This is a genomic window from Devosia psychrophila (assembly GCF_000971275.1).
In the GTDB taxonomy this organism is placed as follows: domain Bacteria; phylum Pseudomonadota; class Alphaproteobacteria; order Rhizobiales; family Devosiaceae; genus Devosia; species Devosia psychrophila.
Genome location: NZ_LAPV01000170.1, coordinates 81,734 through 100,747, shown reverse-complemented (window position 1 = coordinate 100,747; position 19,014 = coordinate 81,734). Strand labels below are relative to the sequence as shown.

The 19,014-nt window shown below is 59.6% G+C and carries 20 protein-coding genes and 2 pseudogenes; 13 read left to right on the top strand and 9 right to left on the bottom strand.

Going from position 1 to position 19,014, the window contains the following annotated elements:
- From WH91_RS23765 to ltnD, 4 genes are all read right to left on the bottom strand, one after another.
- Nucleotides 1-161 (bottom strand): transposase (locus WH91_RS23765; RefSeq protein ID WP_144408352.1); only part of this gene is annotated, 161 nt, incomplete at its 3' end.
- A gap of 884 nt (nt 162-1,045) precedes the next feature.
- Nucleotides 1,046-1,933, bottom strand: coding sequence for an NAD-dependent epimerase/dehydratase family protein (locus WH91_RS19605; RefSeq protein WP_046172689.1), 888 nt, complete (start codon nt 1,931-1,933; stop codon nt 1,046-1,048).
- Nucleotides 1,933-2,718 (bottom strand): 2-oxo-tetronate isomerase, encoded by a 786-nt coding sequence (otnI, locus tag WH91_RS19600; protein WP_046172688.1) that lies wholly within the window; start codon nt 2,716-2,718, stop codon nt 1,933-1,935. Before otnI ends, WH91_RS19605 begins: the two co-directional genes overlap by 1 nt.
- 2 nt (nt 2,719-2,720) lie before the next feature.
- Complete coding sequence (gene ltnD, locus WH91_RS19595) at nt 2,721-3,638, bottom strand: L-threonate dehydrogenase (protein WP_046172687.1); 918 nt, start codon at nt 3,636-3,638, stop codon at nt 2,721-2,723.
- A 149-nt stretch (nt 3,639-3,787) separates the two neighbouring features.
- Here ltnD and WH91_RS19590 point away from each other — a divergent pair, with 149 nt between their 5' ends.
- From WH91_RS19590 to WH91_RS19575, 4 genes are read left to right on the top strand one after another with little or no spacing between them, the layout of a single operon-like run.
- Nucleotides 3,788-4,810 carry a LacI family DNA-binding transcriptional regulator gene (locus WH91_RS19590; protein ID WP_046172686.1) on the top strand — a complete coding sequence of 341 codons (1,023 nt, stop codon included), beginning with the start codon at nt 3,788-3,790 and terminating at the stop codon, nt 4,808-4,810.
- A 15-nt stretch (nt 4,811-4,825) separates the two neighbouring features.
- On the top strand, nt 4,826-6,094 hold the full coding sequence (gene otnK / locus WH91_RS19585; RefSeq protein ID WP_046172685.1) for a 3-oxo-tetronate kinase: 1,269 nt from the start codon (nt 4,826-4,828) through the stop codon (nt 6,092-6,094).
- The gene (gene otnC, locus WH91_RS19580) at nt 6,087-6,743 is read left to right on the top strand and encodes a 3-oxo-tetronate 4-phosphate decarboxylase (RefSeq protein WP_046172684.1); all 657 of its coding nucleotides are present in this window, start codon (nt 6,087-6,089) and stop codon (nt 6,741-6,743) included. The genes otnK and otnC overlap by 8 nt, the downstream gene beginning before the upstream one ends.
- Before the next feature lie 18 nt (nt 6,744-6,761).
- On the top strand, nt 6,762-7,670 hold the full coding sequence (locus tag WH91_RS19575) for an NAD(P)-dependent oxidoreductase (protein ID WP_046172713.1): 909 nt from the start codon (nt 6,762-6,764) through the stop codon (nt 7,668-7,670).
- Between the two features lie 35 nt (nt 7,671-7,705).
- On the opposite strand, the gene WH91_RS19570 is transcribed toward WH91_RS19575, so the two are convergent.
- Together WH91_RS19570 and WH91_RS19565 are read right to left on the bottom strand one after the other, a co-directional pair.
- Nucleotides 7,706-8,704 carry an ABC transporter permease gene (locus WH91_RS19570; RefSeq protein WP_046172683.1) on the bottom strand — a complete coding sequence of 333 codons (999 nt, stop codon included), beginning with the start codon at nt 8,702-8,704 and terminating at the stop codon, nt 7,706-7,708.
- A gap of 5 nt (nt 8,705-8,709) precedes the next feature.
- Nucleotides 8,710-9,489 carry an ATP-binding cassette domain-containing protein gene (locus WH91_RS19565; RefSeq protein ID WP_074797574.1) on the bottom strand — a complete coding sequence of 260 codons (780 nt, stop codon included), beginning with the start codon at nt 9,487-9,489 and terminating at the stop codon, nt 8,710-8,712.
- 232 nt (nt 9,490-9,721) lie between these two features.
- On the opposite strand from WH91_RS19565, the gene WH91_RS19560 reads away from it, so the two are divergent.
- Complete coding sequence (locus tag WH91_RS19560) at nt 9,722-10,717, top strand: substrate-binding domain-containing protein (RefSeq protein WP_046172681.1); 996 nt, start codon at nt 9,722-9,724, stop codon at nt 10,715-10,717.
- 84 nt (nt 10,718-10,801) lie between these two features.
- Here the strand turns inward: WH91_RS19560 and WH91_RS19555 are convergent, their stop codons facing one another.
- The 3 genes and pseudogenes from WH91_RS19555 to WH91_RS19540 form a co-directional block, all read right to left on the bottom strand.
- Nucleotides 10,802-11,782 (bottom strand): NAD-dependent epimerase/dehydratase family protein, encoded by a 981-nt coding sequence (locus WH91_RS19555; protein ID WP_046172680.1) that lies wholly within the window; start codon nt 11,780-11,782, stop codon nt 10,802-10,804.
- Between the two features lie 160 nt (nt 11,783-11,942).
- Nucleotides 11,943-12,961 (bottom strand): annotated as a pseudogene (locus WH91_RS19550) (IS3 family transposase); the annotation flags it as partial.
- A 103-nt stretch (nt 12,962-13,064) separates the two neighbouring features.
- Nucleotides 13,065-13,649 (bottom strand): helix-turn-helix domain-containing protein, encoded by a 585-nt coding sequence (locus tag WH91_RS19540; RefSeq protein ID WP_046172678.1) that lies wholly within the window; start codon nt 13,647-13,649, stop codon nt 13,065-13,067.
- Nucleotides 13,650-14,073: 424 nt separating this feature from the next.
- Between WH91_RS19540 and WH91_RS19535 the strand changes: the two genes are divergently transcribed.
- The 8 genes and pseudogenes from WH91_RS19535 to WH91_RS26240 form a co-directional block, all read left to right on the top strand.
- Entirely contained in the window at nt 14,074-14,502 is a 429-nt protein-coding gene (locus tag WH91_RS19535; RefSeq protein ID WP_046172677.1) for a fasciclin domain-containing protein, read from the top strand.
- A gap of 94 nt (nt 14,503-14,596) precedes the next feature.
- Complete coding sequence (locus tag WH91_RS23760; protein ID WP_199533555.1) at nt 14,597-14,920, top strand: hypothetical protein; 324 nt, start codon at nt 14,597-14,599, stop codon at nt 14,918-14,920.
- 61 nt (nt 14,921-14,981) lie between these two features.
- Nucleotides 14,982-15,380, top strand: a complete 399-nt coding sequence (locus tag WH91_RS19530; RefSeq protein ID WP_052952995.1) for a PAS domain-containing protein — start codon at nt 14,982-14,984, stop codon at nt 15,378-15,380.
- Between the two features lie 462 nt (nt 15,381-15,842).
- Nucleotides 15,843-16,475 (top strand): NAD(P)-dependent oxidoreductase, encoded by a 633-nt coding sequence (locus tag WH91_RS19525; RefSeq protein ID WP_046172676.1) that lies wholly within the window; start codon nt 15,843-15,845, stop codon nt 16,473-16,475.
- A 644-nt stretch (nt 16,476-17,119) separates the two neighbouring features.
- On the top strand, nt 17,120-17,512 hold the full coding sequence (locus WH91_RS24985) for an ABC transporter permease (protein ID WP_199533554.1): 393 nt from the start codon (nt 17,120-17,122) through the stop codon (nt 17,510-17,512).
- Between the two features lie 2 nt (nt 17,513-17,514).
- Complete coding sequence (locus tag WH91_RS24980; protein ID WP_199533553.1) at nt 17,515-17,847, top strand: hypothetical protein; 333 nt, start codon at nt 17,515-17,517, stop codon at nt 17,845-17,847.
- Between the two features lie 30 nt (nt 17,848-17,877).
- A complete protein-coding gene (locus WH91_RS24975; RefSeq protein WP_199533552.1) occupies nt 17,878-18,522 on the top strand; it encodes a Bug family tripartite tricarboxylate transporter substrate binding protein in 645 nt (214 codons plus the stop codon).
- A 75-nt stretch (nt 18,523-18,597) separates the two neighbouring features.
- Nucleotides 18,598-18,885 (top strand): annotated as a pseudogene (locus WH91_RS26240) (tripartite tricarboxylate transporter TctB family protein); the annotation flags it as partial.
- Between the last annotated feature and the right edge of the window lie 129 nt (nt 18,886-19,014).

The window sequence follows — 19,014 nt, the reverse complement described above, 5'->3', positions numbered from 1 at the left end:
TCATGCATGTCGCGCCAGGGGCAGCCAACCCGCAGAACATGGAGCATGCCGTTCAGATAACGGCGATTGTCTTGCGCTGGTCGGGACTTGCGCCCTCGTTCAGCCGGCAAAAGCTCTCCAATGAGCCGCCACTCTGCGTCCGACAAATCCCCGCGTGCCAAAACCGCCTCCTAAAAAGCAGTCTTGAATCACAGCAAAGACGTTTTGGGAATCCAGTTTGTCAACACGACCTAGTGTTCGTGCATTTGACAGATAAGGGCGTCATGGATCCCAAACTGCTCTACGAGAGTCCGTTCAGAGACATAGCCGCATCCGGGCCGGAACAGGTGTTTTCCATCGAGCGCACCGACCAACTCGTCGACGTAATCCCGTGCTTGAACGATACCTAAACGAACGTGGCATGAGGGCGAAGGTTGACCCTTAATCTGTTGTGTGAAAACCTCCACACAGACTGCCACTCAAACTTCCACACAAGCGTGTAGCGACTTCAATTTCCTGTTAAATTTCAACGGCTTGCGGCAAGAACCTATTCTCACACGGAATCCAAGTTCCCCAGCCAACTAACTTTTATCAACGAACCAAATACTTAACGGAATGTTGTAGCAGGCGGCTGTTGCGCCGTTTGGGTAGCAGCTTTACCTGTTCAAATGGCTGCCTAGAATCGGCGCCTCTGCCTATGCTCATGCCAAATCCAATGAGGGTGAGACGGGCTGGCTTCGAAGAGTCTGGAACAGGATCATTGGTGTCGGTGCATTCATTGCGCCAAGAGCCCTCACAATGTGCGACAGTGAGTTTGAGGCAGAGCGCAATGCTGTTTTCGACAGTGCGAAGCGTGCATCCGACTTTGTTGGTATGATTGTCCGGCTGGCGTTCTTACAGTTCGCAAGCTTTTACTTTTTAGGGGAAGTACCAGAGAAAAGGTTCACACCTGCGGTCGACGCTGGAAGCAAGGGTCCTTTGGTGTCAGCGGCGCGCTCCATTTCAGACGCCTAGGGCACACGCACTGCTCGCCAAGAGCGGACATCAGAACGCGCAGACCAGGTGCTTACACGTATTTGCGCCAGTTGTGTTGCTCCGCGAAACCCAGAACGTCCCGAATCTTGCGGTTGGAAATGGGCGCTTCCGAGCCCGAAATCTCCCCTGTGATTGGGGAGTTGGGGGCCCAATTGCGCAGGAATTCGACGGTAGGCGTGTTCGCCGTGATCTCATTGTTGACGGCGTTGAACACCTGGTATCCCAAGCCGTCCTTGGCAATGCAAAGGTCCACGATCTGCCCGAGATCACGCGCATCGATATAGCTCCAGGCATTGCGCTTGCGCGACGCCGGGTCGGCCAGGAAGCCGGGAAACATGGTGTATTCGTGCGGCTCGATGACATTGCCGATGCGTAGGGCGTAGATGTCGATGCCGCTCCGCATGGCAAAGGCGCGAGCGGTCTTTTCGTTGACGACCTTTGACAGGCCGTAGCTGTCCATCGGGTCGCTGTCATAGTCTTCGGTCAACGGAAAACTGTGAAAATCCCTGTCGCCCTCGGCGAAGCACACCCCGTAAGTGGTCTCGCTGGATGCGATAATGACCTTCTTGATCCCCAGCTTTACCGCTGCTTCGATGACATTGTAGGTCGATGCAACGTTGGCGGCGAACGTGGTGTTGTCGGGCCTGAGCAGGACGCGCGGTACGGCGGCGAAATGGACAACCGCGTCCACCGGCGCCGGCCCCATGCCAGACGCAAACTCTGCCATGTCGAAATGCATCGAGAGCGCGTTGAACACCTGCCCGCTATCGGTCAGGTCGGTCACCACGGTGTTGACGCCCTTCTGGTCGAGCGGCACGAGGTCAAGGTTGAGGACGTCGTGGCCCTTGTCGAGCAGGTAAGGCACCGCGTGGCGTCCGGCTTTGCCGCTGCCGCCAGTAAAGACGATGCGCTTGCTCATTATTGGTTCTCCATCGAAGTAAGGCGGTCGCGCCAGACGAGGCCAGCGACCGTGTCGCCCATTGGCCGATATTCCAGGCCGACAAAACCGGTGTAGCCCAAGGCATCGAGGTTCTGAAGGATGCCGATATCGTCCAGTTCGCCACTGCCCGGTTCGTGCCGATGCGGCACCGCCGCAATCTGCACATGCCCGATAATTGGCAGGAGCGCGGCAAGGCTCGTCAGCACGTCTCCATGCAAAATCTGGCGGTGATAGATATCGTATTGCAGCTTGAGATTGGGATGGCCCAATTGCTCAATCAGCGCGGCAGCCCAGTCAAAATTGTTGAGAAAATAGCCCGGCATATCCCGATTGTTGATCGGCTCGATGACGATATCGATGCCGAGGGGCGCGGACGCGGCGCAGGCCAACGCGATATTGTCGCGATAGGCGGCGACCGCCTCAGGATCATCGCGTCGGCCATGCCCGCTCATAAGATGCAGGCGTGCCGGCTTCAAAATACTGGCATATTCGATGGCCAGCGCAACCGATCCCGGAAACGCACTACGCTGCGCAGGTACTGCGGCCATACCGCGCTCCCCGGCACTCCAGTCTCCGGGCGGCAGGTTGAACAGTGCCAGCTGCAGATTGTTGCGGTCCAGCCGTTCGGCGATCTGGTCGACCGGATGGTCATAGGGAAACAGGAACTCGACGGCCGTGAACCCTGCATCGGCCGCAGCGGCAAAGCGGTCGAGAAAGCCGTGTTCGTTAAACATCATGGTTAGGTTGGCGGCCAGCTTGACCATGCTCAGGCGTCCTTGCGCATGGGCAGGTCGATACCCGTGATCTGGGCGATGAGCCTTGCAGGCGAGGCATCGTCGTCGCGCCCCATGCCCGCGGCAGCAGTCATCAGGAACAGTTGCAGGGCCGACGCCGCGATCGGCAGCGGGAAGGTTTCGGCGCGACCGATATCGCTAACGATCCCCAGATCTTTGGTGAAGATGTTGACCGCGCTTTTGGGCGCATAATCGCCTTCCAGGATATGGGGCACACGGTTCTCGAACATCCAGGAATTTCCTGCCGATGCGGTAATTACTTCGTAGACCTTGGCAATATCGAGACCCAGCTTCCTGGCAAAAGTGATGGCCTCACAGGCGGCCGCAATATGCACCCCGGCCAGCAGTTGGTTGACAATCTTGAACGAGGCGCCAATGCCCGCCTCGTCGCCGAGTTCGTAGACCTTGCCCGCCATCGCATCCAGCGCCGGGCGGGCGGCGGCAAACGCCTCTGGGGTTCCGGAAGCCATGAAGGTGAGTTCGCCCGAACCGGCACGGGCCGCACCACCGCTCATCGGGGCGTCGAGGTAGAGCACGCCGCTCTCGGCACAACGCGCGGCCAGTGCGCGGGCAACAGCGGGCGCCATTGTGGCGCAGGAGATGATCACGCTGCCCGACTGCATCACCGGGACAATGCCAGCTGGACCAAACAACACCGTTTCGGTCTGGGCCGAATTCACCACTACAACGGCTACGATGGAGGCTGACATGGCAGCATCCGCGGGGCTGCTGCCGACAACGCCGCCGGCGGTCGCAAGAGCGGCAGTTGCCGCGGGAGTTACGTCATAGCCGCGCACGACATGGCCCGCGCGCAGCACCGACTGAGCCATACCCAGCCCCATCGAGCCAAGGCCGATTATAGCTATCGTGCTTGTCGTGCCTGCGGACATTTGTCGGTTTCCTCATTTGCTGCACCGGACGAACACCGGTTGCCGATAGCAGCGGATAGGGGCTATGGTAGCGCTGTCATTATAGACGATAATTGCCCTACGGCAGCCATGGTGTCAATCAACTGCAAAAGCTAGAAGGCGGTCCTTGCATGGTTGGCAAGCGTTTGGCAGGACGGCGGCAGGGCGTAACGCTCAGCGAGGTTGCGCGCCGCGCTGCCGTAAGCGAAATCACAGTGTCGCGCATTTTGCGCAATACGGGGCCCATCGCCGAAGCCACCCGCCTACGCGTGCTGCAGGCTGTGCGCGAGACGGGTTATGTCCCCAATCGACTGGCAGGTGGGCTAGCGTCTTCTGGCTCCAAGCTGGTTGGCGTCATCGTGCCCTCGCTCACCAATATCGTGTTTCCGGAAGTGCTTGGCGGCATCCGCGCGGCATTGGTGGGGACAGGCTTTCAGGCGGTGATCGGCGTCAGCGACTACGACCTCGCCATTGAAGAAGAATTGATTGCCTCGCTGTTGGCCTGGCGACCAGAGGCTATGGTGCTGGCAGGCTTTGAGCATACTCCGGCAGCGCGAGCCATGCTCGATAACAGCGCCGTCCGTGTCGCCGAACTGATGGACATCGATAGCGCGCCGATTGATCTGGCTGTTGGACATTCGCACTGGCAGGCAGGCCATGACAGCGGCCGTTATCTGGTGGGCCGTGGTTACAGGCGGTTCGGTTATGTCGGGCATGACTGGATGGCCGATCGCCGGGCCAAACTGCGCCACGACGGATTGGTGGCAGCGCTGGCGGAAGCAAGCCTCGCGCTGGTGGAGAGCGTGCGGAACGTCGGACCGAGCTCGACGCAGGCGGGGCGGGACGCGCTGGCAGCGCTGCTGGCACGCGGGTCCACACCGGATGTCGTGGTGTTTTCCAATGACGACATGGCACTCGGCGGAGTGTTCCACTGCCTTGGTGCAGGGATCCGGCCCAAGGACGACCTTGCCCTGTTTGGCTTTAACGGCCTCGATATCGGCCAGGCGCTGCCCATGCCGCTCTCGACCATGCGGTCCAACCGGTTCCTGACTGGCAAAACAGCTATTGACCGGGTGCTGGCGCAGCGCGAACGGCCCGGAAAAACCGAAATCATCGATACGGGCTACCAGATACTGCCCGGCGCGACGGCCTGAAACGAGGAACCTCACATGCTGCTTGGCGCTATAGCCGATGATCTGACCGGAGCGACCGACCTGTCCCTGATGCTCGCCCGCAACGGCATGAGAACAGTACAATTTGTCGGTGTACCTCCCCGCAATACCGATTTTGGCGATGCTGAGGCGGTTGTGGTGGCCCTGAAGTCGCGCACTATTGCAGCTGGCGATGCTGTTGAAATGAGCCTTGCTGCAGCGCGGGCGTTGCTGGCAGCGGGCGCCGAGCAGCTTCTGTTCAAATATTGCTCGACCTTTGATTCCACCGATGCCGGCAATATTGGTCCGGTGGCAGAAGCGCTGCTGGATCTCCTGGGGGCGGAGATTGCGATTGCCTGTCCGGCGTTCCCCGCGGCCGGCCGCTCGGTCTATCAGGGACATCTGTTTGTCGGGCACTCCTTGTTGTCGGACTCACCGATGAAAGACCACCCGCTGACGCCAATGCGGGACGCCAATCTTGTCCGGGTCCTGCAAAGGCAGACGCGCGGCAAGGTGGGTTTGCTGCCACTGGACGTCGTGGCCGCTGGAGCACGCGCCGTGCAGGTAGCTTTGAACGAAGCAGCAGCAGTTGGGCAAAAACTGATGATTGCCGATGCCGTTGCTGACGCGGACTTGCGGGTGCTGGGGACAGCACTGGCGGATGCGACGCTCATCACGGGCGGCTCGGGGATCGCCATGGGTCTGCCAGACAATTTTCGGCGGCAGGGAAAGATCGGCACGACGCCGCTAGTCGCTAGCATGGCCGCGCCGGCTGGTCGCTCGGTCATCCTGGCCGGATCATGTTCGGCGGCGACCCGTGGGCAAGTGGCAGCAGCTATCGGCGCGCGCATGCCGGCGCTCCGCATCGTGCCGGCCGAGATTGCCGCGGGCACTCAGAATGCAGCCGGCGTGGCCGAATGGATTGTGGCCCAAAATGCGGAGGAACCGGCGCTGGTCTATTCTAGCGATGATCCTGCCTCTGTCCGCGTGGTACAGCACAGCCTCGGTATCGAGCGGGCAGGCGAGATGGTGGAAAGCCTGCTGGCAGAGGTCAGCGTCATTCTGCGTGACAGAGGATTTTCGCGTTTCCTCGTTGCCGGCGGGGAAACCTCGGGCGCGGTGGTGGCGGCGCTCGGCGCGCAGGCGCTCCGCATTGGTCCGCAAATTGCGCCAGGCGTTCCCTGGACCCGCAGCATCGGCGTGCCCGATCTGGCACTGGCACTTAAGTCGGGTAATTTTGGCGACCCTGATTTCTTTTTGACTGCGTGGGACAAGCTCGATGATTGACTCCATTCGGCATGCTGAAAATCTGGCCCGTACCGACATCGTCAAGGTTGGGAAATCCCTGTTCGAGCGTGGCCTGACATTCGGCTCAACCGGCAATATCAGCATTCGCCTCGATGAGGGTGGCTGGCTGATGACGCCGACGAATGCCTCCTTGGGTGATCTCGACCCGGCGCGGCTCTCGCTGTTCGACAGCACCGGCCGCCACATCGGGGGCGACGCACCAACTAAGGAAGGTGCACTGCACTTGGCGATGTATAGCCAGCGGCAGGATGCGCGGGCCGTAGTACATCTCCACTCGACCCATTCGGTGGCGGTCAGCATGCTGGAGGGCATTGACCCGCTCGACGTCTTGCCGCCGCTGACCGCCTACTACGTCATGAGGGTAGGCCGGCTTCCGCTGGTCCCCTACCTGCCGCCGGGCGATGCCGAATTGGCAAAGGCCGTGGGTGCCCTCAGCGGCGCGCACCATGCCGTGCTACTGGCCAATCACGGGCCGGTCGTGGCCGGCACCAGCCTCGCAAATGCCCAATATGCCACCGAGGAGCTGGAGGAAACGGCGCGCCTGTTCCTGCTGCTCGGCACGCGTGCCATCCGACCCCTCACCTCACAGCAGGTTGCTGTCCTGCGCCAACGCTTCGATCCCAAATAGTTTTGAGAAGGAATGACCATGTCTGACGCTCCGCACCCCCGTGACGCCATCGGGTTCATCGGCCTTGGCCTGATGGGTCATGGCATGGCCAAGAACATCGTGGAAAAGGGCTATGCCCTTACGGTGATGGGACACACCAATCGTGCGCCGGTGGAGGACTTGCAGGGTCGCGGGGCGATCGAGGCCGGATCGGTCGCCGAACTGGCGGGCCGCTCCGACATCGTTTTCCTCTGTGTCACCGGCTCGACGGAAGTCGAGGCGCTGGTTCGCGGTGCCGCAGGGCTGGCTGCCACGCTCAAGGCCGGTTCCGTTGTGATCGACTGTTCAAGCTCCGACCCCAGCTCGACGGTCAAGCTTGCCACAGAACTCAAGAATGCCGGCATTGACTATGTCGACGCGCCGCTCAGCCGCACGCCCAAGGAGGCTTGGGATGGTACGCTCGATACCATGGTAGGCGCCGAGGATGTGGTTTTCGAACGCGTCTTGCCCGTGCTGGGCACCTGGGCTGGCAAGATCGTCCATATCGGTGGCGTCGGCGACGGACACCGCATGAAGCTGCTCAACAACTTCATTTCACTGGGCTATGGCGCCATCTACGCCGAAGCTCTGGCCCTGGCGGACAGGGTCGGGATTTCGGCAGATCGCCTCGATCAGGTGATCCGGGGTGGCCGCATGGATTGCGGCTTCTACCAGACCTTCATGCGCTTCACACTCGAGGGTGATCGTGAGGCACACAAGTTCAGCTTGGCCAATGCGTTCAAGGATCTGCGCTATCTTGAGGCGATGGCAGACGGGGCGGGGCTGGTCAACCCGGTTGGGAATGCGGTCAAAAACTCTTATGGCGTGGCGATCGCCGCTGGCGGTGCCAAGGACTATGTGCCGATGCTGCCCGCTTATATCGACCGGCTCAACGGCGGAGCGAAGTGACGGAGCCCCCTTTGGGCAAGGGGGCTCCCATCGCGTTAGTCGGATGATCGCAGCTGCCGCACCCTCTCGAATCCGACAGCGATGATGATGCATCCCCCGATGAACGCACCTTGCCAAAAGGCGTTGATTCCCAATAGCCCCAGACTGTTTCGGATAACTTCGATCAGCGCGGCGCCGACCAAGGCGCCGAGGGCTGTGCCGACGCCGCCGACAAGGCTGGCCCCCCCGATCACCGCCGCGGCGATGACCTGCAACTCCATGCCCGTCCCGATATTGGTGGTGACCGCCCCCAGCCAGCCGGTCTGGATGATGCCGGCAATACCGGCGGACAAGGCCGAAATCATGTAGACGGCAACCTTGATCAGCCGCACCGGTACGCCGGTGAGCGTCGCCGCGTTCTCATTGCCGCCGATTGCATAAAGGTGGCGTCCGAACTTGGTCCAGCGCAGCACAAACCCCACGATCAGCGCCAGTCCGACCATGTAGAGCACGGGATTGGCGATGCCCAGGAACCACGCCCCGCCCCCAAGATCGAGCAGTCGATCATGATCTGGGCCGAACTCGAACACCACGGTATTATTAGATGCAACCATAGCCAGGCTTCGCGCGATGGAGAGCATTCCCAGAGTCACGACGAAGGGTGGAAATCCCAGATAGGCCACCAGTACCCCATTGAAGCCCCCCACCGCCAGCGAGGTCAGAAGCGCGGCAACAACGCCAATCTCGAGCCCGTAGCCGGCATGCATGGTCACCGCCAATACCATGCTCGACAGGCACAGCACCGAGCCCACCGACAGGTCGATACCCCCGATGATGATAACCATCGTCATACCCAGCGCGATGATCGCGGTGAAGGTGACGTTGCGCGTGATGTTAAAGATGTTCTTGGAGGTGGCGAACGAATCGGTGGCCAGTGAAAGGAACACGCATGCTGCAATGATGGCGATCAACACCCAGAAGGTCTGGCTCTTGAGCAACGTGGACCGCCAATTGTGCTGCTTCTTCGCGATTGTCTGATCAAGTGTGGTTGTCATGGGCCCTAGACCTTTTCAATGGCGCCGGTGATGAGCCCGGTTACTTCTTCAGGCGAACTGTTTGCGATGAGCTTATCGGCAACCTTGCGACCGCGCCGCAGCACGATGACCCGGTCGGCGACGCTGAAAACGTCCGGCATGCGATGGCTGATCAGCACTACCGTGACTCCCTGGTCGCGCAGGCGCTGGATCAGGCTAAGCACCTCGGCCACCTGTCGCACCGAAATTGCCGCCGTGGGCTCATCCATCAGCACCAGCTTGGCCTCTGACAAACGTGTTCGTGCAATGGCAACGGCTTGGCGCTGTCCGCCGGACATGTTGCGGATGAGATCGCGCGGTCGGGTTTCCGATTTGAGCTCCGCGAAGATTTCGCCGGCCCGCCGGTACATCGTGCCATAGTCGAGCACGCGCAGGGGCCCGAACCAGCGATGGATTTCACGGCCGAGGTATACGTTGGCAGCGGCTGTCAGGTTGTTGCATAGCGCCAGGTCCTGGTGGACGATTTCGATGCCGTGCCGGCGCGCATCGACCGGCCGGTGCATGACCAGGCTCTGCCCCTCCATCCGCATGGACCCTTCACTGGGCAAGAAATTGCCAGCGATCATCTTGACCAGCGTCGACTTGCCGGCGCCGTTGTCCCCCATAAGCCCGACCACCTCGCCCGCTTCGAGCGAGAACGAGACGTCGTTGACGGCTTGGATGGCACCGAAGTGCTTGGAAATATTGGAAAGTTCTAAGATCGCCACCGTTTGTCCTTCCGCAAGTAAGCGAGAATCCTCATTCAAGTCGGAATGTGATTCACAGGCGCTCGTGCTCTCGGCTTCTCCTCCCCAGGACGAAACCTAAAGCCACATATGCAAATGGATTCTTGGCCGTCAACGGCCATGCCTCGATTAATCCTATTAATTGTTGACTGGTCAGTCTGATCGGGCTTAGCCTTATTTCGGCAGGCCAAGGAGGCCGTGGAGCTGGGCCAACCCGCTCGCGGACGGCGCTGTCGCAATCGGGAGAATATCAATGAAGAAAGTTGCCTTACTGGTCGCGGTCGCGGCGCTGTCGCTTGGCGCCGCACCGGCCTTTGCTCAAACAAAAAAACAACTGGTTATCGTCGTCAAGGGCCTCGACAATCCGTTCTTCGAAGCCATTAACCAGGGCTGCCAGAAATGGAATTCCGAGAACGCTGATTCCGAGTACGAGTGCTTTTACACCGGCCCTGCATCGACATCCGATGAAGCCGGCGAAGCCCAGATCCTGCAGGACATGCTCAGCAATCCGAACACCGCCGCCCTGGCCGTCTCGCCGTCAAATGCACCTCTGATCGCCAATACGATCAAAAGCTCCGCACCCACCATTCCGGTGATGACGCTAGACGCCGACCTGAGCAAGGCGGATGCCGGTTTGCGCAGGACCTATCTGGGCACCGACAACTATGTGATGGGCCGCAAGATCGGCGAATACATCAAAGCTGCCAAGCCCGATGGCGGCACCATCTGCACCATCGAAGGCAATGCCGCTGCCGACAACATTCTGCAGCGTGCGCAGGGCATGCGAGACGCCCTGACGGGCCAGGACGGCCTCGCGGCGCTGGCCGGCGAAGGCGGCTGGACCGAAGTCGCCGGTTGCCCCGTTTTCACCAATGATGACGGCGCCAAGGGTGTGCAGGCGATGAGCGACATCCTTGCTGCCAATCCTGATCTCGACGCCTTCGGCATCATGGGCGGCTGGCCGATGTTCGGGGCCCCGCAGCCCTATCGCGACCTGATCGGGCCACTGGCCGACCGGATCGCGAGCAACGACTTTGCAATTGGCGCTGCCGACACGATTGGTGACCAAGTGGCTTTGGCCAAGGAGGGCTTGGTTACGGCGCTGGTGGGCCAGCGGCCTTTCGAAATGGGCTATCTGGCGCCGTCGGTGATGATCGACCTGATCGAGGGCAAGCCGGTTGCCGATCCGGTGTTCACCGGCCTCGACGAATGCACCAAGGACACGGTCGACACCTGCATCCAGAAATAGGACACGAGATGCGTGGAGCGCGCCGATCCGGCGCGCTCCAAACTCAGTTGGCACCCACGCCGGCCGGAACGCCCGGCCCTGACCTCAACCCACATACCAGACCTTGCGCGGATCGTCTTTGGCCCGGACATAGGCGAACGCATCGTCCACCATACGCTCAAGGTTGATCTTTGGCGCCCAGCCCAACGTAAGACGCGCCTTGCTATTGTCCAGCCAGTTGGAGTGAAAGGGCGTCTCGACCCGAACGCTTGCAAGATCGCGGGTCTCGGCCAACCGAGCGGCAACCTCACCATAGTCCACGGGCGAATTCATGGCGATGTTGAACAGGTTCTGGCGGGTAGCCGTATTATCGAGCGCCGCCAGAATGGCCGCAACCAGATCGCTCACATGCACGAAATTTCGCCTAAGGGGTCTGCCGGTGGCGTCTATGAGCAACGGCACCAAGCCTTGTGCATGAAACCGTTCGCGATCTCCAGGTGTGATCAGTTCGTCCCAGCCGGGACCCCCGAACTGATCGGCGCCAAAACTCAAGACATACCGGAAGTCGTCTTTTTCCATGATCCATGGTGAGCGCAGGCAGCAACCGTTGATGCCATACTGGATGTAATATTGCTCCAGCATGACCTCTTCGAGCAACTTCGAAAGTGCATACACTCCCGGATAAGGCTTCCGGGGCGAGTTTTCAGTGATCGGCGCGTCATAGGGCATGATGATGTGGCCGACGACGCAATCGCCACCGATCAGCATGAACTGCTGGCCGGTTGGGCTGACGCGAAACGCCTCGAGCAGCCAGAACATCCCCTTGACCGACACATCCATCGCCGTCAGCGGGTCTTCCTTGACCGTTGCCATGTGAATGACATGGGTTACCCCCGCCATGGCCATCTCGACCACGGCACGATCGGCGATCGAACCGCGTATGATCTCGAGCCGGTCTTGTGGTGGCATCGACCGATTGTGACATAATGCCCGAATGCGGGCATGGGCCCACCGCGGTTCCGACAGCAGGCTCTCCAGCAGGACCTGACCCACCTTGCCGGTGGCTCCTGTGACAAGCACCAACATAATCGCCCCTTTCGCGTTTTGCTTAGACCAAGGCAAGTTTGCGGGCAGCAGTAACGAGCTTTCGTCAAACCAGCACTGGCTGATGTCAATAGCGGGTCAAGAGGTGGCTCGGTTTGTCTGAACAGCCTGCGGGGCTTGGCTAAGTGAATTTCGGCCTTGGTTATGCCGCTGCCGGAATTGGCATCAGCGCATTGAAGTAGGCCTCGTCCGGGGTCATGCGGTCAAGGTTCGAGTGAGGGCGCCCACTGTTGTAGAAGGCCAGGTATTTGCCGATCAAGGTTCGCGCGTCCGAGACGGCGTCATAGGCGCGCAGGTAAACCTCCTCGTATTTGATGGACCGCCAAAGCCGCTCGACGAAGACATTGTCGCGCCATGCCCCTCTGCCGTCCATGCTAATGGCGATGCCATTGTCGCGCAGCAGGCCGGTGAAGGCCATGCTGGTAAATTGGCTGGCCTGGTCGCTGTTGAAGATTTCGGGGGCGCCGTATTTACCCAGAGCCTCCTCAACCGCCTCGATGCAGAAGCTCACGTCCATGCTGATCGAGAGCCGCCAGGCCAAGACCCGCCGACTGAACCAGTCCACCACCGCCGCCAGGTAGACGAAGCCGCGCGCCATGGGGATGTAGGTAATGTCGATTGCCCAGACCCGATTGGGCCGGTTCACCGCCAGCCTGCGCAGCAGGTAGGGATAGACCTTGTGGCCTGGCGCAGGCTTGCTGGTATTGGGCCGGCGATAGATCGCCTCGATGCCCATCCGCTTCATCAGCGTGCTCACGTGTAGCCGGCCAACAGCAAACCCTTCCCAACCCAGCAGATCACGCAACATGCGGGCGCCGGCGAACGGGTAATCCAGATGCAGTTCATCGATCCGGCGCATCAGTGCCAGATCGCCGGGCGAGACCGGGCGTGGCAGGTAGTAGACGCTGCTCCGGCTGATATCGAGCACCAACGCCTGCCGGGTCACCGATAGTTCATGATCCCGATCGATCATCGCTTTGCGCTCAGCAGGCCGGCTTTGCTGAGCGCTCCTTCCAAAAAATCGTTCTCCAGCGTCAACTGGCCAATCTTGGCGTGCAGTGTCTTTACATCCACTGTCGGCGCGGTCGGCTCAGCGCGGGCCTCGCCGCCAAAAACATCTGCAGCGCCTTCCAGAAGCAGGCTGCACCATTGCGTAATCTGTTTCGTCCGTCGTCAGATAATTTGGCTCAGATTGGGTCGCCGATTAGCGGAGTGTCAGCCTCGTGTTGTGAGCTGCTGCCGGTTCGGCGGACACGCGGCCAGGCTATCCCGAGACCACAACAATTACCGAGCAGGTGCCCCTTCCCTGACGGCGATAGCTGTGTGGGAATCCAGAATCGAAATACATGGAATCGCCTTCGGCCAATAACGTGTCCTCGCCGTCAACGTTCACGGCAAGCTGACCACTGATCACATAGATGATTTCTGCGCCTGAATGTTTGTGGGGCTCCGTCGCTCCCGAGTTCGGTTCGAACTCCGCGCAATAGGCCTCCATCTTTCGATCGCTGACAGGGAAGTCGAGGCTCTCGAAGAAATAGGAAGGGTTCTCGGCGCCCGGACGGTCCGGCAGGCGCAACCGGTCCTTTTTTCTGACGACGGCGAGCGTCGGCCGGTCTTTTGAATCAACGAAGAAATGCTCGAGGCCGACGCCAAAGACCATGGCGATCTTGAGCAGCGTCGGAAGCGTCGGGAAAAGCTGTCCCCGCTCGATCTTCGATAACATGCCTGATGACATGCCGGTGTGCTCACCGAGCTGCACGAGCCCGAGGTTCTTCCTAAGGCGAAGCGCCCTGATTTTCGGGCCAATCTCATAGCTCTCAAGGCCGGTGGCCAAGGTTTGCGAAAGCATGGCTCACACCCTTTCTTTCTTGGTGATCAAAAAACATAAACAAATTGTCTACAAGTGAAAACATATGTTCTTATCACGACAATGTGCATGACAGTCATCTTCATTTGCCTTATATTCAAATACTGAATTGACGCCAAGGGGCCGCGATAAACACGGCCGACTGAGGCAGCAACATGGTGATCAACAATGCAAAGGTTACGACCGCGGATCGAAGCTTGGAACGGCGTCATCCACGTTATCGGTACCGTTTGTTGCCGCCATCGAACTAGCCCGGTCAGTCAAGGAAAGATGTGGATCGCCCAAAGCCCATGATGGCGCGGTCAGGCAAGCTGACAAGCCACGCGACCGAGGCGATCCGACAATAGAAGCGACAATAGGGTGCATCGCCATAACCCCTTTGAAAATTGGCGAATGGAGAAATGATATGACCACAAATACGCAGAACATTGTCGACACCGCGGTTGCGGCTGGTCAATTTAAGACGCTGGCGGCCGCTCTCGGTGCCGCAGGCCTGGTCGAAACCTTGAAGGGAGCCGGACCATTTACGGTCTTCGCCCCAACAGACGCCGCTTTCGCCAAACTCCCGGCGGGAACGGTTGAGAACCTGTTGAAGCCAGAGAACAAGGCACAGCTGGCCGCGATCCTCACCTACCATGTCGTGCCCGGCAAGGTCATGGCTGCCGACGTCGTCAAGATCAAAGAAGCCAAGACCGTAAACGGCAAGTTGCTCCATGTGAAAGTGGACGGGAGCAACGTCATGATCAATGATGCGACGGTCACCTCGGCCGACATCGCTGCGTCAAATGGCGTCATTCACGTGATCGACACCGTGGTTCTTCCACAGGCTGCGTAGCGATTGGTGCTGTGAAGGGAGGCGGGTCGCCTGCTCTCAAGGCAGGTGACCCGTTCTTCCACTTTAAATTCTCAATCATTGGTGAGTGCTACCCATGTTTACTCCCATAAGAAAGTTCGTCGTCTATTGTTGGAATTTTTTGTTCAACAATGAGGTTAGTCCGCTTCGTCACATCCCGGATGTCGCCACCCGCCATTATGTTTTGCAGGCCCTGGGTTTTATGTGGGCTATAAGTTTTGCGTTGGCAGTTGGAAGTTACACGTTCATGGCCGTTAACGTGATCGGTCACGCTGTTCTAATCGCGGCCGCGGCTGTTACTGTAGCCACTTGGACAGCAGCTACCGCGAAACCTGAATTATTTGTCCTTGGTTCTGCTCGTCCAGAACAAGATAGTCCCAAAGGTCAAAACAAGCCCTGACCGCGCCGTCACGGACCGGCATAGTCATAGGTAGCGTGTTCTACTCAGAGAGGAAGTTAGAATGTCCGATACGTTTGAAAAACTGATGAATGGAGCTGACGGTGGGCTGGCCTTGCTTCAGGTTTTGGCAGAAAATAGCTTTGATTCAATCCTGATCACAGAAGCATCGGCGGAAGGAAAAATCATTTATGCCAACGATGCATTTGAAAAACTAACTGGTCATGAACCCTCTTCCGTCATCGGCAAGACACCTCGGATTCTCCAAGGCCCGGAAACAGACGAGAAGGTGATCACCAAGCTTTCCGACGCACTGAAGTCGGGTGGGAAATTTGAAGACAAAGCGATTAACTACAAGAAGGACGGCACACCCTTCATGATGTACTGGCGTGTGGTGCCGATCGAAGTAGCCAAGAAAATAGTTGCCTGGGTTGCAATCCAGCGCGAGGTGCCGGTCCTCTGAGAGGTCCTTTCTAAGGTGTCGGGTTTGGACGGTCGGGCTCTTGTGTGCCTCCAAACGGTTGTCGAAGCTGGTTTGGGACGTATAATGTGGACCCCGACCAACCATGGCAGTGCATGGTCGGGACGCGAGCCCATCAGCCGCCGTGATCGAAAGCCGAAGCGTCAAGGCCACCGAGGCCGGCAACTGCGAGGATATCATGCCGGCGAGCAAAACAACTGCCGCAAACCTTACGCCACGTTCGACACGGACAGCCCTCCGCTCGCGCTTCAACCGCATCAGGCTTTTGTTCAAGTCTCGATGATGCGGAGCCGCTTACGAACGCCTCACGCCGCGTGTTCCTCTCCGTCGCGCTGGCTTTTTCCGAGAACGTCAGAAGTGCCCATGCGCGTAGCCTTCGCCACCTGCATCGCCATCCAGGTTGTGGTCGAGTGATATCTTCAATTCTGGAATAATGAGGCCATCATGCGTGTATTGATTATCGGCGCCAGCAAAGGGATCGGTTTGGAAACGACCCGCCAAGTCCTCGATGCAGGTCACCATGTGCGCGCCCTGGCGCGATCCGCTGCCGCAATCTCGATCTCAAATTCTAACCTCGAGAAGATTCGGGGCGACGCGCTGAAGATCGAGGATGTAGAGGCCGCACTTGTTGGGGTGGACGTCGTTATTCAGACCCTAGGCGTCGGATTCGGAGACTTGTTCCGGCCTGTGCACCTGTTCTCGGACGCGACCCGGGTGCTGATCGCGGCGATGAGGGGCCATGGCGTTAAACGTCTGATCTGTGTGACTGGTTTTGGAGCTGGAGACAGCAGCGCGCGCATCAGCGGCCTGCAGCGGTTGCCGTTCCAGATTGTCTTTGGTCGAGCCTACAGGGACAAAAGTTTGCAGGAGCGTTTGATCCAGGAGAGCGGGCTTGATTGGACGATCGCGAGGCCTGGAGTTCTGACCGGTGGACCGCGGACAGGACGCTACAAGATCCTTTCTGATTTCTCTCAGTGGCGAAACGGGATCATCTCGCGCGCGGACGTCGCCGAGTTCCTCGTTCGACAGATCGAGGATCGGACGTACATTCATCAAGCTCCTGTGCTGGTCAACTAGATGCTGGGTATTCAGGGATTATCCGCGGAGCCTGAGACCCAACCCAAAGAGTTGAAGAGTTTCAGCAGGTTGTGATTTGGTTTGGTTGTGAGACTGAACAGAGACCACGCTTGGGCTTTCCCTGGCTGCTCCGTCCCGCATGGCCAAACGCGAAGGTCGGATAATATTAGCCGCAGATTGAACACCGGAGCCTGCCGGCCAATACCTCGCGCCCTGTGTAGAAATCGAAGATGGTAATCCCCCCGTTTTTAGCGGGGCTCTTCGGTAGAATTTACGCAGCCATTGCCAATTTCTGGGCGGGTGTAATGCCGCCGATGCCCATATTGGGCCGCTCGATGTTCGCGCTCAATGCGACGTCGGGCAAACCCATTATGCCCAAACCGACCGACGTGCTGGATGAGAGCATCAAGATGTGGTCGGATGGCACCATGCTACGGCTTTGGGCGAATCCGTCACGGTGATCGGACAGGGTTTCCTGTTTTCGGCCTCGACCGGCATCGTGCAGGGCATTCTGCTCGGGGGCTTCCGCTTAATCGGCCGGGTCTTGGACCATTAGTCAACGCCATGAACTCGACGCCGGGTGCTGCCTTCATTTCGCTGATCATCGTCTGGTTTGGGCTTATACAGAGGCCAAGATCGTGGTGGTGTGGAAAGCGGCCCTATTTCCGATCCTCATCAATACCGCTGCCGGTATCGCCAACTCAAACAAGGACTTGGTGGAAATGGCCCGTGCCTTTGGCGCCAATCGTTTCAACCTGTTCTGGAAGGTTATGGTACCCGATGCTCTGCCTTCCATTCTCAGTGGCCTCAGGATCGGCGCCGCGATTTCCACGGTCGGCACGGTAATTGCAGAACTCACGATGGTGCAGTCGGGCCTGGGGGGACTGCTGGTTGCAGCGGGGAATCGGTTCCAGATGGACAAATATTTCGCAGTGGTGATCGTGCTGATGGCGCTGGGCACCCTGATCACCGCTCCGCTGCGCTTCACGGAAAACCGCGTTGCCCGCTGGCGAGTGTCGCTGCGAGACGAGACATGACGATGGACAATCCCAGCACACCGCTGATCTTGCTCCGCCATCCCGGCAAGTCGGTCAAGGATGGCCCGGTCCGGGCGCTCGAGGATATTTCCTTCGACGTGCAACCAGGTGAATTCGTAAGCCTTGTCGGCCCCAGCGGCTGCGGCTTCGACATCACCTGCAAGCTGGCCCAGGCGACGCTCGCCGAATCCGGCGCGGTCCCCTCGCCGATGCGCATTTCCTACATGCCGGGCGGCATCGGCGCCGTGGCCTATAATGCCATCGTCGCCCAGCGCCGGGCCGAGCCAGGCACCATCGTGGCGTTTTCCGCCGGTTCGCTGCTCAACATCGCCTAGGGCAAGTTCGGCGAATATGACGAACAGGATGTGCGCTGGGTCGCCGTTGTCGGCTCCGATTATGGTGCGGTGGTCACGCAGCAGGATGGCGACTATACCACGCTCGAAGACCTCGTCGCTGCCATCAAGGCCGATCCGACCTCGGTCATCATCGGCGCCGGCGGCACGATCGGTAGCCAGGACTGGATGAAGGCGGCGCTGCTGGCGCGGGCTGCGGGCATTGACTACAAGGCCATGCGCTTTGTGGCCTTCGAAGGCGGCGGCCATTGCGCCACGGCCCTCCAGGGCGGCCATGTTGACGTCTGCATGAACGATCTGGGCGACAGCCAGGCAGCCATCGATGGCGGCGCCCCGCTCAAGCTCCTCACGGTGTTCTCGGACGAACGTCTGCCCGGCAAGCAGGCCGAGGTGCCGACCGCCGCCGAACAGGGCTACGACATCCAGTGGCCCATCGCGCGCGGCTTCTATGTCGGCCCCGATGTCAGCGACGCTGACTACCAATGGTGGGTCGGTTCCTTCACCACGACCATGGCAACGCCCGGTTATGCCGCGGCTTTCCAGCAGCGAAACCTATTCCCCCTGCCGATCGTGGGCGAGGAAACGGGCACCTTCGTTGGCGAGCAGGTTGCCAACTACAACACGCTGGCGACCGAGTTTGGCTTGGCTACGCAGTAGGAAAGGCCACATGACCAACGACCGCACCCTCGGGGTTGCCGCGCTCTTGTTCGCGGCGCTCATGGCGGCTTTTGGCTGGGGCCTCGAGGCGCCATTGCCTACGAACCCGTCGGGCCCAAGGCTTTCCCCCTGATCACTGCCGCAGTCATCGCTATCTGCGGCGTGATCCTGACGATCACGGGCGGGGGCGCGGTCCCTTCGGCAGGACCCGGGGTCAACCGGGCCCTGCTGGGTCTCTCGGTCAGCCTTCTGGCCCATGCCCTGCTTTTCCAGCCGCTCGGCTTCATCCTTTCCACCACGCTTTTGATGATCCCCATTGCCATGCTCTTCGGCGCCAAATGGTGGCAGGGCCTGCTGACCGGCGGGATCATCGCGATTTCCTCTTACCTGCTGTTTGATCGCGTCCTTGCTGTCGTGCTGCCGAGCGGCCTTGCTGGGAAGGCTGCTCTGATGGAGACTCTTTCCTACTTGGCGACTGGCTTTCGGTGTTGC